The sequence below is a fragment of the Bradyrhizobium sp. PMVTL-01 genome, assembly GCF_051861855.1.
In the GTDB taxonomy this organism is placed as follows: domain Bacteria; phylum Pseudomonadota; class Alphaproteobacteria; order Rhizobiales; family Xanthobacteraceae; genus Bradyrhizobium.
On the sequence record NZ_CP193982.1, the window covers coordinates 8,134,215 to 8,149,839 of the forward strand.

13 protein-coding genes are annotated in these 15,625 nt (G+C 66.4%); 6 read left to right on the forward strand and 7 right to left on the reverse strand.

Annotated elements, in window-relative coordinates; genetic code table 11:
- Positions 1–28: 28 nt before the first annotated feature.
- On the reverse strand, positions 29–940 hold the full coding sequence (locus ACRQ5Q_RS39200) for a DMT family transporter (protein WP_439371600.1): 912 nt from the start codon (positions 938–940) through the stop codon (positions 29–31).
- Between the two features lie 97 nt (positions 941–1,037).
- Here ACRQ5Q_RS39200 and ACRQ5Q_RS39205 point away from each other — a divergent pair, with 97 nt between their 5' ends.
- Positions 1,038–1,901, forward strand: coding sequence for a LysR family transcriptional regulator (locus tag ACRQ5Q_RS39205; RefSeq protein WP_439399945.1), 864 nt, complete (start codon positions 1,038–1,040; stop codon positions 1,899–1,901).
- Between the two features lie 310 nt (positions 1,902–2,211).
- Here ACRQ5Q_RS39205 and pdeM read toward each other — a convergent pair whose 3' ends face one another.
- The 4 genes from pdeM to ACRQ5Q_RS39225 all read right to left on the reverse strand — a co-directional run bounded on the left by pdeM (position 2,212) and on the right by ACRQ5Q_RS39225 (position 7,981).
- Positions 2,212–2,883 (reverse strand): ligase-associated DNA damage response endonuclease PdeM, encoded by a 672-nt coding sequence (pdeM, locus tag ACRQ5Q_RS39210; RefSeq protein WP_439395135.1) that lies wholly within the window; start codon positions 2,881–2,883, stop codon positions 2,212–2,214.
- Between the two features lie 42 nt (positions 2,884–2,925).
- Complete coding sequence (locus ACRQ5Q_RS39215) at positions 2,926–5,610, reverse strand: ligase-associated DNA damage response DEXH box helicase (RefSeq protein WP_439395137.1); 2,685 nt, start codon at positions 5,608–5,610, stop codon at positions 2,926–2,928.
- Positions 5,611–5,709: 99 nt separating this feature from the next.
- On the reverse strand, positions 5,710–6,939 hold the full coding sequence (locus tag ACRQ5Q_RS39220) for an ABC transporter substrate-binding protein (protein ID WP_439395139.1): 1,230 nt from the start codon (positions 6,937–6,939) through the stop codon (positions 5,710–5,712).
- Between the two features lie 115 nt (positions 6,940–7,054).
- Entirely contained in the window at positions 7,055–7,981 is a 927-nt protein-coding gene (locus ACRQ5Q_RS39225) for a methyltransferase domain-containing protein (protein ID WP_439371605.1), read from the reverse strand.
- 57 nt (positions 7,982–8,038) lie between these two features.
- Between ACRQ5Q_RS39225 and ACRQ5Q_RS39230 the strand changes: the two genes are divergently transcribed.
- The 5 genes from ACRQ5Q_RS39230 to ACRQ5Q_RS39250 all read left to right on the forward strand — a co-directional run bounded on the left by ACRQ5Q_RS39230 (position 8,039) and on the right by ACRQ5Q_RS39250 (position 13,720).
- Positions 8,039–9,073: a ligase-associated DNA damage response exonuclease gene (locus ACRQ5Q_RS39230; RefSeq protein ID WP_439399946.1), complete on the forward strand. Its 1,035-nt coding sequence runs from the start codon at positions 8,039–8,041 to the stop codon at positions 9,071–9,073.
- Entirely contained in the window at positions 9,070–10,947 is a 1,878-nt protein-coding gene (locus ACRQ5Q_RS39235; RefSeq protein ID WP_439395140.1) for an ATP-dependent DNA ligase, read from the forward strand. The genes ACRQ5Q_RS39230 and ACRQ5Q_RS39235 overlap by 4 nt, the downstream gene beginning before the upstream one ends.
- A 323-nt stretch (positions 10,948–11,270) precedes the next feature.
- The gene (locus ACRQ5Q_RS39240; RefSeq protein ID WP_439371607.1) at positions 11,271–11,576 is read left to right on the forward strand and encodes a DUF6460 domain-containing protein; all 306 of its coding nucleotides are present in this window, start codon (positions 11,271–11,273) and stop codon (positions 11,574–11,576) included.
- A gap of 27 nt (positions 11,577–11,603) precedes the next feature.
- Positions 11,604–12,338: an MBL fold metallo-hydrolase gene (locus tag ACRQ5Q_RS39245; protein ID WP_439395142.1), complete on the forward strand. Its 735-nt coding sequence runs from the start codon at positions 11,604–11,606 to the stop codon at positions 12,336–12,338.
- 2 nt (positions 12,339–12,340) lie between these two features.
- On the forward strand, positions 12,341–13,720 hold the full coding sequence (locus ACRQ5Q_RS39250; RefSeq protein WP_439395144.1) for an MATE family efflux transporter: 1,380 nt from the start codon (positions 12,341–12,343) through the stop codon (positions 13,718–13,720).
- Positions 13,721–13,993: 273 nt separating this feature from the next.
- Here ACRQ5Q_RS39250 and ACRQ5Q_RS39255 read toward each other — a convergent pair whose 3' ends face one another.
- Positions 13,994–15,091, reverse strand: coding sequence for a quinone-dependent dihydroorotate dehydrogenase (locus tag ACRQ5Q_RS39255; protein ID WP_439371609.1), 1,098 nt, complete (start codon positions 15,089–15,091; stop codon positions 13,994–13,996).
- A complete protein-coding gene (locus tag ACRQ5Q_RS39260; protein ID WP_439371610.1) occupies positions 15,088–15,432 on the reverse strand; it encodes a DUF952 domain-containing protein in 345 nt (114 codons plus the stop codon). Before ACRQ5Q_RS39260 ends, ACRQ5Q_RS39255 begins: the two co-directional genes overlap by 4 nt.
- Positions 15,433–15,625 lie beyond the last annotated feature (193 nt).

Sequence of the window (15,625 nt, forward strand, 5' to 3'; positions counted from 1 at the left end):
GACGATGTGGAGATGGCGGCCCATCCGGCTACGCCGCCGCCTTCGCCGGCCGCGTCACGAGATAAATGCCGAGCGCGACCGGGATGATGCCGAGCAGGTCGCGCGCCTCGACATGCTCGCCGAGCACGACGTACGCGAACAGCATGCCGAGCGGCGGCATCAGGAAGTGATAGGCGCTGGCGGCGGTGGCGCCGCACACCTTCAGAAGATGAAACCAGAGCCAGGAGGCGAGGATCGAGCCGCCGAGCACGAGAAAGGCGAAGGCGCCGATCAGGCCCGGCGTAAAGTCGATCGCGCGGACATCGGCGAAGGTGAACGCGATCGGCGCAAGCACGATGCCCGCAGCGAGGTTCTGCACACCATTGCCGATCCACAACGAGCCCCTCGGCGCGAGCAGCTTGAACAGAATGGTGCCGGTGACGATGGAGGCGAGCGAGGCCAGCGTGAAGACGATGCCGTGCAGGCTGTCGGTGCCGACCGAGAGACGGTGCCACACGATCGCCGTCACGCCGATGATGCCGAGCAGAAGTCCGCTCGCCTTGCGCCAGGTCATGCCTTCGCCGAGCAGCAGTGCGGCGAGCGCCCCCGTGAACACCGGATTGGCCGAGACGATCAGGCCGCCGAGACCGGCGGAGACCGATTGCAGGCCGGTGTAGCCGAGCCCGAGATAGAGCGCATTGTTGGCGATGCCGAGCACGGCGAAAACAGCGGCATCGCGCCAGGACAGCGACCAGGCCTCGCCGCGGATCAGCGTGGCGCCCAGAATCAGGATGCCGGCGAGCGAGAAGCGCGCGGCGAGCAGGATCAGCGGCGGGCAATGCGTGACGCCGATCTTGCCGGCGACGAAGGCATAGCTCCAGAGCAGGCAGAACAGGCCGATGGCGAGCGGCAAGGTATTGAAGCGGGTACGGGGAACCGAAATCGAAGGCGCAAGCGACATGGGGCATTCTCCTGAGCCTTCGATCTAGGGACGCCGCTTGTCATTTGGAAATTAAATGATTAACTTACGATCAGTGGATTTTCGAATGGATGCAGCGATGCTCGATCTGGAGCTCCTCCGCAGCTTCGTTTCGGTGGTCGAGGCCGGCGGCTTCACCCGCGCCGGCGAACGCGTCCACCGCACGCAATCGACCGTGAGCCAGCAGATCAAACGGCTGGAGGAGGATGTCGGCCAGGTGCTGCTGCACCGGGACGGCAAGGATGTGCGCCCGACCGAGGCCGGCGAGCGGCTGCTGTCCTATGCGCGGCGACTGCTCTCGCTTGCCGAGGAAGCGCGCGACGTGCTGCGCCAGCCCGGCGGCGAAGGCGCGATCCGGCTCGGCATCCCCGAGGATTTCGCGGCCTATCGGCTGACGAAGCTGCTGGGCACGTTCTCGCGCTCGCACCCCGGCCTGCGCCTCGACGTGCGCGCCGACCAGAGCAAGAACCTCGCCCGCGATCTCGAACGCGGCGAGCTCGATCTGGCGCTCTACAAGCGCGCGGCCGGCGAGAAGGGCGCGATCGCGGTGTGGCCGGAGCGGGTGCACTGGGTCACCAGCAAGAGCCATCCGGTCGACGTCGACGTGCCATCAGTGCCCCTGATCGGCTTTCCGCTCGGCTGCGTCTATCGCGCCGGCGCCATCCACGCGCTGGAAAGCGCGGGCCGCGCCTGGCACACCGCCTACACGTCATCGAGTCTTTCCGGCATTCAGGCCGCGGTGGCCGCGGGCATGGGCTTAAGCATCCTGTCGGAAATGTCGATCCAGTCCGATCACCGCGTGCTGACGGCGAAAGACGGCTTTGCGCCAATCAGCAAGACCGAAGTGGCGCTGATGGCCTCGCCAAATGCGAGCCCCGCGACGCTGCGGCTTGCGGACCGGCTCGCGGAGTTCTGCGAGAACGTGCAGGCGAAGGCGGCGTAGTCGCCACGAGGTCGGTCTGTTCCCTCCCCCCTTGTGGCAGGGCTATCGCATATGGCTCGTTGCGGCGGCCTGCGCGCACGCCTCGTCCTTCGAGGCGGCGCTCATGCGCCTCCTCAGGATGAGGCTAATCAGCGTCAGTGCCCGTTGAAACTGCTGCCGCGCACTCCGTCCTCATCCTGAGGAGCCCGCCTGAAGCGGGCGTCTCGAAGGATGGCCGCGGGAAAAGTTTTCAAATGCGATAGCCTGCTTACAAGGGGGGAGGGAGCGCGGTGGTGTGCACGGCAAACAGCGTGGGTCCAACACGGACTGCTCAATAACACCGCGACGCTGCAATCGCGTGGACGCGGCGGTCGCCCAGCAGGTGGGCGACGAAGCCGTTCTTCGGAAAGATCCTTGCGAACGCTTCATCGCGGATGCTGAGGCCGCCGGCATAGGCGCCGAAGGCGGGCATCACGGCGCGCATGCCGTCGCTGGCGAAGCAGCGGCGCTCCATCGACCTTCCGCGCGCGGAGATGCGGGCCTTCGGATGCAGATGGCCGGCGATCTCGCCATGCGCGCCGGTCGGCTCGTGGCGGAAGGTGATCGGGCCGATCGCGACTTCGTCGGCGATGGTGCCGCCGAGATCGCGCGGCAGCATCGGATCATGATTCCCCGAGATCCAGATCCAGTCGCGGCCGCTCTGGAGTGCGGCCACAGCGTCGCGATCCCGCGCCGACAGGCGCTCATGCGCGGTGCGATCGTGAAAGCTGTCGCCGAGCGCGATGACCACGTCGGGATCATGGCGGGAGATGACAGCAGCGAGCCGGCCAAGTGTCGCGATGGTATCGTAGGGTGGCAGCAACACGCCGCGCGTGGCGAAGCTCGACCCCTTTTCCAGATGCAGGTCGGAGACGACCAGCAGGCGCTGCGCCTCCCAGTACAGCGCGCCGGAGAGATCGGCCGCGAAGGTCACACCGCTGATGGTGACACTGGAAACGCGCATGTCCTCGACATCCCCTGAACCCAGCGCGCCTGCCGTCACGTCTTACCCGCTTCTATCCATCGCCTCTTTGACCAGCTCGTCGGCGGCTTCCGCCAACAGCTCGTCTGCAGCTTCGCCATAAACTGACTCGCGGCCGATTTCCAGCATCACGGGGACCGCGAGCGGGGAGACACGGTCGAGTTCCCGGTGGGTGATGCGGCCCCGGATGCGCATCAGCATGTCGCTGAGGCGGCGCAGATCGAGCAGGCCGGTGGCGGCATCGGCGCGCGCGGCGCGGAGCAGGACGTGGTCGGCCTGGTGCTTGCGCAACACGTCGTAGACGAGATCGGTCGAGAACAGCTCCTGGCGGCGGCTCTTCTCCTCACCGGTATGCCGGCGGGCGATCAGGCCGGAGATGATGGCGCAGTTGCGGAACGTGCGCTTCATCAAGGCGGATTCGGCGAGCCAGGCTTCGAGATCGTCACCGAGCATGTCAGGATCGAACAGCGCGTTGAGGTCGATCCGGCCCTCGCGGATCATGAACGACAAGTCGCCGAGCCCCCAGACCGCCACCGCATATTCGTTGGCGACGAAGCCGAGCGGCCGCGCGCGGGCGCGCTCGAGGCGGCGGGTCAGCAGCATGCCGAGGGTCTGGTGCGCGAGGCGGCCCTCGAAGGGATAGCAGACGATGTAGTGCTTGTTGGCGCGCGGAAAGCTCTCGACCAGAAGCTCGCGCACCGCCGGCACGCGGGACACGTCCTTCTGCAGCGAGAGCCAGTCGCGCACCTGCTCCGGCAGGCCGCCCCAGGCGCGCCCGTCGTCCAGCAGCCGGCGCACGCGCTCGGCGAGATAGGTCGAGAGTGGAAATTTGCCGCCCATGTAGGACGGCACCTTCGGGTCCTTGTCATGCGCGCGCGAGACATAGACCTGGTCCTCGACCAGGGTTTCGTAGCGCACCACCTCGCCGCTGAACACGAAGGTGTCGCCGGGGCTGAGGCCCTCGATGAAGGCCTCCTCGATCTCGCCGAGCAGCCGGCCGCCACGCGCGATCACGCCGGTCGATCCGCCTGCTTTTCCCGCACCGCCGCCGCGCGAGCGCACCAGGCGCACCTTGAGCATGTCGTCCTCGACGATGGTGCCGACATTCATCCGATAGCTCTGCCGCACTTTGGGATTGGCGACGCGCCAGCGGCCCTCCTTGTCCTGCTTGATCCGGGCGAAGCGCTCGTAGGTCTTCAGCGCATAGCCGCCGGAGGCGACGAAATCGACGACGTCGTCGAAATCCTGCCGCGACAGGTTGGCGTAGGGCGCGGCGGTGCGGACCTCGTCGTAGAGCTCATCGCTGAAGAACGGCTCGCCGCAGGCGCAGCCGAGCACGTGCTGGGCCAGCACATCGAGTGCACCGGTGCGAAGCGGAGGCGTGTCCTGTGCATTCTCGGCGACGGCATCGATGGCGACGCGGCACTCCAGCACCTCGAAACGGTTGGCCGGCACCAGCACCGCACGCGAGGCCTCGTCGAGGCGGTGATTGGCGCGGCCGATGCGCTGCATCAGGCGCGAGGAGCCCTTGGGCGCACCGATATTGACGACGAGATCGACGTCGCCCCAGTCGACGCCGAGGTCGAGGGAGGAGGTGCAGACCACGCCGCGCAGCCTGCCCGCCGACATCGCGTCCTCGACCTTGCGGCGCTGCGCGACGTCGAGCGAGCCGTGATGCAGGGCAATCGCGAGGCCGTCGTCGTTCATGCTCCAAAGATTCTGGAACAGCATCTCGGCCTGGCTGCGGGTGTTGACGAAGACCAGCGTGGTCTTGTTCGCCTTGATCAGCTCGTAGATCTCGGGGAGCGCGTGGCGCGCGCTGTGGCCGGCCCAGGGCAGCCGCTCGCGCGTGTCCAGCATCTCGACCTCCGGCGGCGCGGCGCCCCCGGCGACGACGATATCGGCGGCGGCTTCCTTGCCCTCAAGCTGCGGCACCAGGAAGCGCGCGAGTTGCTCCGGCTCGGCCACCGTCGCCGACAGGCCGATCGCACGCATCTGCGGCGCGAGGCGCCAGAGGCGCGCAAGGCCGAGCGAGAGCAGATCGCCGCGCTTGGACGTGACCAGCGCATGCAACTCGTCGAGCACGATGCGCTTGAGCGAGGAGAACAGGAACGGCGCATCGTCGGAGGAGAGCAGGAGCGCGAGCTGCTCCGGCGTCGTCAGCAAAACATCCGGCGGATAGCGCCGCTGCCGCTGGCGCCGCGACACCGGCGTGTCGCCGGTGCGGGTCTCGACCTTGATCGGCAGGCCCATCTCGGCAATGGGACGCTCGAGGTTGCGCGCGATGTCGACGGCGAGCGCTTTCAGCGGCGAGATGTAGAGCGTGTGCAGGCCGCCGGTGCGTCGCGCGGAACGGCCGGTGGACATGAGCTTGTTGACACCTCCCCCCTTTTGGGCGAGGTCGGCAGCCGCAGGCTGCCGGGAGGGGGGTAGCCCCACGAGCGGAGCTTGTGGCCACTCCCCTCCCCGCCCCTCCCCCACAAGGGGGGAGGGAGAAGATAACTCCACCAGCGTCGGCAGAAACCCGGCCAGCGTCTTGCCGGCGCCGGTCGGCGCGATCAGGAGCGCGCTGGCGTCGTCGCGCGCCTTCTCCAGCAGCGCGAGCTGATGCTCGCGCGGCGACCAGCCGCGGGCCGCGAACCAGGCGTTGAAGCGGTCGGGCAGCAGCGTGGCCGGCTCGGCCGGGATTTTGAGGATGCGGGGCGGCACGGCATAGGAGGTAAGTCGTGGGGGTGGGTTCGTCGAGGGGTGGGAGGTTCCCCTCTCCCCGCTTGCGGGGAGAGGGGAAGAGAGAGAGCGGCGCCCGCCCTACTCCGACATAGGCTTGTCGGAGATGTCCCAGTCCTTGCCGGTGAAGGTGGAGATGAACAACGTCTTCATCGGCGTGTAGTCCGCGGGCGTGTAGCTGTAGGTGACGCCGTCCAGGAAGTAGGGCGAGTGGAAGCCCGCCAGCGTGGAGGCCTGCTTCAAGACGTTGGCGCGGGTGAGGTCGTCGCCGCAGCGGCGCAGGATCTCGCCCATGGTCACCGCCTGGCCATAGCCCGCAAAGGCGATGGTGTTGTCGGGGTCGATCGCCGGCGTGTACTTCTTGCGGAGCTCCTCGAACGCCATCACGTCGGGGTCCTTCTCCCATTTCGGCAGGCCGACCTCCTTGTTGTAGCGGATGGCGACGATGCCGGCGGCGTTCTCGAGACCCGCGGCGTTGAGGATCGAGCGGCCCGTGGAGCCCGCGGACAGAAGTTGCAGCGGCTTCCAGCCGAGCTCGGCCACCTTGCGGATCGACTGCGACGAGGCCTTGCCGGTCGAGATGTTGTAGAAGACGTCGGCGCCGGATTTGGACAGATTGATGAGCTGGGAATCGACGGTGGGCTCGGTGAGATCGTAGGTCTGCTCCATGATCACCTGTGCGGTGCCACCGGCATCCGCCAGCACCTTCTTGAACGGCCCCAGGAAGTCGCGGCCGAAATCGTCGTTCTGGTAGAGGATACCGATCTTCGCATTCGGCTTCACGCTGACGACGTGTCGCGCCAGGATGCGCGCCTCGGTCGGATAGAGCGGCAGGCCCGCCATCGTCCACTTGAACTCTTTCGGGTTGTTCCACTTCGACGCGCCGGTGTTGAGCAGCAGCTGCGGCACGCCCTTGGAGTTCAGGTATTTGTGCACGGCGGTCTGCGGCGCGGTGCCGAGCGAGCCGTAGAGCGCGAGCACCTCTTCCTGCTCCACAAGGCGCCGCGTCGCCTCGACGCATTTCGGCGCGCTGTAGGCATCGTCCATGGTCAGGAACTTGATCTTGCGCCCGTTGATGCCGCCCTTCTCGTTCAGCATCTGGAAATAGGCTTCGCCAATGCGGCCGAGCACGCCGTAGAGCGAGCCGGGGCCGGAATGCGGCACGGTCTGCCCGATCTTGATCTCGGTGTCGCTGGCACCCGCATCGTATTTCTTCTCTGCGGCCCAGACGTAAGGCGCGGGCAAAGTGGATGCGGCGATGGTGGCGAGCGCGCCGGCGCTGAAATCGCGCCGCGATGGATTCTTTGTCATTATTCGTTTCTCCCTGGTGCGCGCATTGTGCTGACATCGCAGCTCGGCTCGCAAGTAGGAAGTCGTCGCTTTGCGACGCAATGACGCTCAAATCAGCGTAAATTAGCGCCTAGACTCAAGTTTTCTCGGCGACGACGACGAGGCCGCGCACCGGCTCGTTGTTCTCGTTGCGCGGCGAGGCCGGCTCGAGTGCCAGCAGCTTGAGGCCGGCTTTCGCGATCGCGCCGCGCACATATTCCGCCGAATGGGCATAGCGCAGGCCCTCGCCGAGCACGATGCCATCGCCGTCATGCGTCTCCAGCGTGAAGGCGAGCACGCCGCCCGACACGAGCACGCGCATTGCTTCGTTGAGCACCGGCGCCAGATCGGAGACGTAGACGAACGCATCGGCCGCGACGACGAGGTTCGCGCTGGCGTCGCTCTTCGTGCGCAGGCCCTCGATCATGTCGGCGACTTCGAGCTCGGCATAAAGGCCGCTGGCGCGCGCCTCCTTGATCATGCCGGGCGACAGATCGATGCCGATGAAATGATCGACCTGCTTGGCGAAGGCCGCGGCCGCGAGGCCAGTGCCGCAGCCGAGATCGATGGTGCGCTTGAAGAAGGCCGGCTTCTTGGCGGCGACGCGGGCGGCCAGCACCGCCTTGAAGATCAGCGCCGGCGCGCGATAGCCGAGATCGTTGATCAGCGCGTGCTCGAAGCGCGGCGCGTACTGATCGAACAGCGCCTGCACGTAGGCCTTGGGCATCTCGGCAACTTGCGCATCGCCGAGCCGCATCAGATGCAGGCCGGCCCCGTGCCGATCCTCAGGGTCGGAGTCGCGCGCCTTGCGGAAGGCCGCGATCGCCTTGTCGCGCTCGCCGAGCTGCTGACGGATCTCGCCGAGCGTGAACCAGGCCGAGGTGAAGTTCGGTGCAAGTTCGATCGCCTGCTCCAGCAGGTCCGCGGCGGCGGGCAGGTCGCCCTTGAGCTGCAGGTCGCGTGCGAACTCGAAACGGCGGTCGGCCATGAGATCGCCGGAGGTCAGGAACAGGCGGAGCGGCATTGAGGAACCGAAGCAAGCAAGACTCGAAGAAAACGCGGCGCAGCCTATATGACAGAAATGCGTCCGCAAGACATCCTGTTGCCAACTGCTGCCGGCCTGTGCTGCAGGCCGGGCGGCTTCCATATCGACCCCGTCCGTCCCGTGGAGCGGGCCGTGATCACCCACGGCCATTCCGACCATGCCCGTGCCGGCCACGGCGCGGTGCTGGCGACGCAGGAAACGCTCGACATGATGCGGCTGCGTTACGGCGAGAATTTTGCCGGCTCGACGCAGGCCGTCCGCTATGGCGAGGAGATCCGGCTCGGCGACGTCCGCGTGAAATTCCACCCGGCCGGGCATGTGCTCGGCTCGGCGCAGATCGCGGTGACAGCTAGGGACACCTGCATCGTCGCCTCCGGCGACTACAAGGACGCGCCGGACCCGACCTGCACGCCGTTCGAGCTGGTGCCGTGCGACGTCTTCATCACCGAAGCCACGTTCGGGCTGCCGGTGTTCCGCCATGGCGATGCGGCCGATGAGGTGAAGAAGCTGCTGGCCTCGATTGCGCTGTTTCCGGAGCGCGCGCATCTCGTCGGCGCCTACTCGCTCGGCAAGGCGCAGCGCGTGATCGCGCTGCTGCGGCGGACCGGCTATGACGCGCCGATCTATCTGCATGGCGCGATGGAGAAGATCACGTACTATTACCAGAGCCGCGGGATCGAACTCGGCGAGCTCAGGCCAGCGGCCGGCATGAAGAAGGCGGCGCTGGCCGGCACCATCACGCTCGCACCGCCGTCCGCGACGTCGGATATCTGGACTCGGCGCTTTCCCGACCCGGTCACCGCCTTCGCCTCGGGCTGGATGCGCGTGCGCGCCCGCGCGCGGCAAGGCGGCGTCGAATTGCCCCTGGTGATCTCCGACCACGCCGACTGGGATGGTCTCACGGCCACCATCAAGGCGACCGGCGCCGGCGAGATCTGGGTCACCCACGGCCAGGAAGACGCGCTGGTGCATTGGTGCCGGAGCAAGGGCCTGAAAGCGCAGCCGCTCGATCTCGTCGGCTATGGGGACGAAGAAGAGAGCGAGACGCCGATTGCCGGGGCCGAAGCATGAATCGCTTCGCTGAACTGCTCGACCGCCTCGCCTACGAGCCCGGCCGCAACAACAAGCTGCGGCTGATCACCGGCTATTTCCGCGAGGTCGGCGATCCCGATCGCGGCTATGCGCTGGCGGCACTCACCGGCGCGCTCAGCTTCAAGCACGCCAAGCCGGCGCTGATCCGGGATTTAATTGCGTCGCGCACCGATGAGGTGCTGTTCGGGTTATCGTATGATTACGTCGGCGATCTCTCGGAGACGGTGGCGCTGATGTGGCCGAAGCGGGCGCCTCGTCATGACGAATCTTTTCCGGGCTACCCCTCTCCCCCGCCCTCCCCCGCAAAGGGGGAGGGAGCGGAGTTGCGTTCGCGGCGGCAGACGGGCTCGATCGACAAAACTGATCTAGCCAGTGATGGGCGCACGGACCTCACCGTTCCCTCCCCCCTTGCGGGGGAGGGCCAGGGAGGGGGGTCCCATGGGCGAGATGCCAGCGATTCGCTCCACCCAAGCAACCACAACAACCCGCCGCCTCCGACCCTCACCGAGGTCGTCACCACGCTGCGCTCGCTCGGCAAGACGGAGCTACCGAAGCAGCTCGAACGCTGGCTCGACGAGCTCGACGAAACCGGTCGCTGGGCCCTGCTCAAGCTCGTCACCGGTGCGCTGCGCATCGGTATTTCCGCGCGCCTCGCCAAGACCGCCGCCGCCGCGCTCGGCGACAAGGACCCACACGAGATCGAGCTGATCTGGCCGGGACTCAGCCCACCTTATCTCGATCTGTTCGCCTGGCTGGAAGGCCGCGGCGAAAAGCCGGTCAATCGCGATCCCGCGCCGTTCCGGCCCGTGATGCTGGCGCATGCGATCGAGGATACGGATTTCGACGCGCTCGATCCCGCCGACTACATCGCCGAATGGAAATGGGACGGCATCCGCGTGCAGGCGGTGGCGGGGCGCGACGAGCGCGGCCACATCACGGCGCGACTCTATTCGCGCACCGGCGAGGACATTACGGGAAGCTTTCCGGACCTTGTGCCGTCGCTGCGTCTGCCCGGCGCAATCGACGGCGAGCTGCTGATCCTGCGCGAAGGTCGCGTGCAGAGCTTCAACGTCTTGCAGCAGCGCCTCAACCGTAAGGTCGTCTCGCCCAAGCTGATCAAGGAGTTTCCGATCCATTTGCGCGCCTACGATCTGCTCGGCGACGACGAAAACGATCTGCGCGAGCTGCCCTTCGCGGAGCGGCGCGAGCGGCTGGAGACATTCGTCAGGAAGCTCAGCGATCCCCGCATCGATCTGTCGCCCACCGTTCCCTTCGCAAGCTGGGAGGCGCTGACCGCCGCGCGCGCCGATCCCGCGAGCGCGGGCGCCGGCGAGGACGCCGACGCCGTCGAGGGCGTGATGCTGAAGCGGCGCGATGCGCCTTACCTGCCGGGGCGGCCGAAAGGGCAATGGTGGAAGTGGAAGCGCGATCCGCACATCATCGATGCCGTGCTGATGTATGCGCAGCGCGGCCACGGCAAGCGCTCGTCCTATTATTCCGACTACACCTTTGGCGTCTGGACCGCAGGCGAAGGCGGCGACGAGCTGGTGCCGGTCGGCAAAGCCTATTTCGGCTTCACCGACGAGGAGCTCTTGCAGATCGACCGCTTCGTTCGCCGCAACACCACGGAAAAATTCGGTCCCGTCCGCCATGTCGTGCACGAGGGAGACAAGGGCCTGGTGCTGGAGGTCGCCTTCGAGGGCCTGCAGCGCTCGCCGCGGCACAAATCAGGTATCGCCATGCGCTTTCCCCGCATCAGCCGCCTGCGCTGGGACAAGCCGCCGCGCGAGGCCGACCGGCTGGAGACGCTGGAGAGGATGCTGAAGGCGGAGCCGGCGGAGATCGAGGTGTGAGGCGCGCGCTGAGCCGAACTTTGGCGGCGCCTGAGCGCGCGCCTCGTCCTTCGAGACGACCGCTTCGCAGTCTCCTCAGGACGAGGCTAATCCGCGTCGGTGCCCGTTGAGACTGCTGCCGCGCACTCCGTCCTCATCCTCAAGGAGCCCGCTTAGAGCGGGCGTCTCGAAGGATGGCCGTTGGAAACGCTCTCAATCTGCCGGCGGAGAGATGACCGACAACCCGAATTAAACTCCGGTAACCCGATTGACGCTCCGCCACGGGTTCCCCATGTCCCCCGCCGTGGCTTATAATGGGGTCGAATCCGCCCGAGGAGTTTGCGATGGTCCAAGACGTCAGAGATTTGCCGGCCGGCCGGAGCGATGGTCTGCACCGCTTTCTCGGCGGCTCTCCGCTGGCGGTCGCGTTTCGCCTGGTCCTGCTCTCGATCCTGGTCGGCGTCGTGCTCGCCGCGATCGGCTTCGACCCCTGGAACATCATCTACAGCATCCGCCTGCTGTTCCAGCGTCTCTGGGATCTCGGCTTCGACACCATCAACTGGTTGTGGCGCTACTTCCTGCTCGGCGCGGTCATCGTGATCCCGATCTGGCTGCTCTCGCGCGTGTTCGGCGCACCGCGCGGCCGCTAAGGATTTGATTCGAGGAGTGCGCAGCCGATGCAACTGCGTTTCGTCGGCTGCGGTGACGCCTTCGGCTCCGGGGGCAGGCTCAACACCTGCTTTCATGTCTCCGGGCGCGAAGCGAACTTCCTGATCGATTGCGGCGCGTCGGCCCTGCCGGCGCTGAAGCGGCTCGAGATCGAGCGCAATGATATCGATCTCATTCTCATCACGCATTTCCACGGTGATCATTTTGCCGGCCTGCCGTTCTTCTTGCTCGACGCGCAATTCTCGCGGCGGACGCGGCCGCTGACCATCGCGGGCCCGCAAGGCATCGAGACCCGGCTCGCTCAGGTAATGGAAGTGCTGTTCGAGCATTCCTCGCAGGCAAAACAGCGTTTCGAGCTCAACGTCGTCGAGTTCGCGCCCGAGCAGCGCCAACCCTTTGGCGCCGTGACCGTGACGCCCTATCCGGTTGTGCACGGCGACTCCGGCGGTCCGTTCCTCGCCTACCGCGTCGAGGCCGAGGGCCGTACGCTCGCCTACAGCGCCGACACCGAATGGACGGAGGCCCTCATTCCGCTGGCGCATGGCGCGGACCTTTTCATTGCCGAGGCCTATATGTACGAGAAGGTGGTCAAGAACCATCTCAGCCTGAAGACCTTGGAACAGCATCTGCCCGACATCGGCGCCAAGCGGCTCGTCCTCACCCATATGAGCGACGACATGCTGTCGCGCCTGGAAGACGTGCCGTACCTTGCCGCCGAAGACGGCATGGTGCTCGTGTTCTAGCGATGCACGCGCCCGTTTCCCTCAAGATCGGCTCCCGCCAGGTGTTCGCCATCGCCGGTCCCGCGATGGTCGCGAACCTCACGACGCCCCTGATCGGCGTGGTCTCGACCACCGCGATCGGCCGGCTCGACGATGCGACGCTGCTCGGCGGTGTCGCGATGGCTTCCGTCATCTTCGACTGCCTGTTCTGGCTGTTCGGCTTCCTGCGCATGAGCACGCTGGCCTTCACCGCGCAGGCGCTCGGCGCCGGCGAGACGCGCGAGCAGACCGTGATCCTGGTGCGCGGCCTCATCGTCGCCGGCCTGATCGGCGCGGTGCTGATCGCGCTGCAATTGCCGCTCTCCGCCGTACTGTTCGACCTGATGGGCGGCAGTGAGGGCGTGACGCGGGCGGCAAAGACCTATTTCATGATCCGGATCTGGTCCTCGCCCTTCGCCTTTGCCAATTACGTCGTTCTCGGCTGGCTGGTGGGACAGGCCCGCGCCAATCCGGCGCTACTGCTGCAAATCATCATCAACCTCATCAACATGGCGGCGACGATCTTGCTGGTGCTGGTTTACGACACCGGCATTGCGGGCGCGGCGATCGCCGCGCTGCTGTCGGAGACGATCGGCTTCCTGCTCGGCGTGATCGTCTGCCGCCGCCATGCCGCCGGCGGCTTCAAAGTGCCGCGCGCGATGCTGTTCGATCGCGCAAAGCTGATGCGGCTGCTGGCGGTCAACACCGACATCCTGATCCGCACCGCGGCGCTGATCGCCGTGTTCCTGTTCTTCACCGCCAAGGGCGCGCGCGCCGGCGACGTCACGCTCGCGGCGAACTCCGTGCTCAACAATTTCCTGCTGGTCAGCGCGTTCTTCCTCGACGGCCTCGCCAATGCGGCCCAGCAGCTCTGCGGCCGCACCTTTGGCGCACGCGATGCCAAAGGTTTTTCGGATTCGACCCGGCTGGTGCTGCTGTGGGGGCTCGGCTTCGCGCTGGTCGTCGCGGTGCTGTTCGCGCTGTTCGGACCTGATATCATCAACTTCATGACCGCGAGCGAGGATGTCCGCCGCGTCGCGCGCGACTTCCTGCCGTTCATCGTGCTCGCGCCCATCCCCGGCGTGTTCGCCTTCGGCTTCGACGGCATCTATGTCGGCGCCACCTGGGCGCGCGAGATGCGCAACCTGATGCTGGCCTCGCTGGCGATCTTCTTGGGCGCCTGGCTGGGGTTGCAGTCGTTCGGCAATGCCGGGCTGTGGTGTGCGCTGATCGCGTTCTATATCGCGCGCGGCGGATTGCAGGGTGCGAGATATCCGGTGCTGTATCGGGGCACGTTTTCTTCTCCCTCGCCCCGCTTGCGGGGAGAGGGTCGGGGTGAGGGGGAGTCTCCGCAAGGGCGGTGATCGTTCCAACCACCGGACTTACCATGACCGCTTCAGCCGCTCAGCTTTTGCAGAACCTCCCGCACGCTGCCGGGACGCAATTCTCTCCTCGTCATTGCGAAGCAATCCAGAGTCTTTCCGCGGAAGGATTCTGGATTGCTTCGCTGCGCTCGCAATGACGGTGTGGACGGAGCGTCGCGGATATCCACGGGACGGACTTGCGGAGAGTCCCCTCACCCGGAATTTGCTCTCGCAAATTCCGGCCTCTCCCCGCAAGCGGGGAGAGGCGGAGGATCACATCCCCGGCCAGTCTTCCGCGGTCAGCGTCGCCGCATCGGCGCCGACGATTTCGGAGAGCGAATCCCGGCCCGTGCGCAGCAGTGTCGAGGTGAGGTCGCGCTTGATCTCCTCGACGAGGCCGAGGCCCTTGTAGACAAGCGACGAATAGAGCTGGATCAGGCTGGCGCCGGCACGGATCTTGGTCAGCGCCGCGCCACCGGAATCGACGCCGCCGACGCCGACCAGGGGAAACGCGCCCTCGACGCGCACATAGGTCTCCGCGACCATCCGCGTCGAGAGGCGGAACAGCGGCCGGCCGGACAGGCCGCCTTGCTCCTTGGCGCGCATTTCCTCGCGCAGCGTGCTCGGCCGCGCGATCGTCGTGTTCGACACGATCATGCCGTCGACCTTGCGCGAACGCGCGACCTGCACGACGTCGTCGAGCTGGGCGAGACTGAGATCCGGCGCGATCTTGAGCAGCACCGGCGTGTCGCCCGCCTTCTGCCGCACCCGCTCGCGCGCGTCGATCACGCGCGCGAGGAGATCATCGAGCAGCGCGCCTTCCTGCAAGTTACGCAGGCCCGGCGTGTTCGGCGAGGAGACGTTGACGGTGAAATAGCTCGCGACCGGCGCAAAGGTCTCGATCAGCTTGACGTAGTCGGCGACACGGTCCGGCGAATCCTTGTTGGCGCCGACATTGACGCCGACGATGCCGCCGTGCTGCGCGCGCGCGGCGAGCCGGCGCAGCGCGACTTCGGCGCCGTCATTATTGAAGCCCATGCGGTTGATCACGGCTTCGTCGCGCTCGAGCCGGAACAGGCGCGGGCGCGGATTGCCTCCCTGCGGCTTCGGCGTCACCGAGCCGATCTCGACGAAACCGAAACCGAGTCGCAGCAGCGCGTCCGGCACTTCCGCGCTCTTGTCGAAGCCGGCTGCCATGCCGACCGGATTGGGAAAATTGAGCCCGAAGGCGCGGACCGCGAGCTTGGGATCGTCAGCGCGCGGCTTGACCGGCGGCAGGAAGCGCAGGCCCTGGATCGCCAGGCGATGCGCATCCTCCGGATCGAGCCAGCGCAGCACCGGCAGCGAGAAGGCGTCGAAAGCGCGGATCACGGCGCGAGCTCCGGAACATCGTGGCTGCCGTCGGAGCGCATGTTGAGGTTCAGCACCGATATGACGGCGCCGAGATCCAGCTCGCCATAGAGGTGCGGAAACAGCTCGTCATTGCGCGAACGCTCCCAGCGCAGGTCGCTGCCCAGCGCATCGCCGTCGACCTCGACCAGGAACAGCGCCCGCTGCCCGAAGAAGTGCTTGCGCAGGGTTTCGGGAACCTGGGCGGCCGTCGAAAAATGGATGAAGCCGTCGCGCGAATCGTCCGCGCTACCCTGGTACACGCCGTGCCGTTCCGCCTCGCGCCAGGCCGAGGCCGGACAGATTTTGTAGATCTTGACCACCGCTTACGCAGCCCTGTTTGCCCTTTGAGACAGCTCTTTGAGTCTCTTGGGTTTTTTCGTCTCTTGGGGTCCCTGAAACCCCGGCGCGACCGTAAAGGCCGCTCCTTCCGAACTCAAGGCTTAGAGCCTGTTCCGTCCCGATGAAATCGGGATCGGCGGTCAGATTCCCGTTTCACGCGTTTTCCTCGCCACG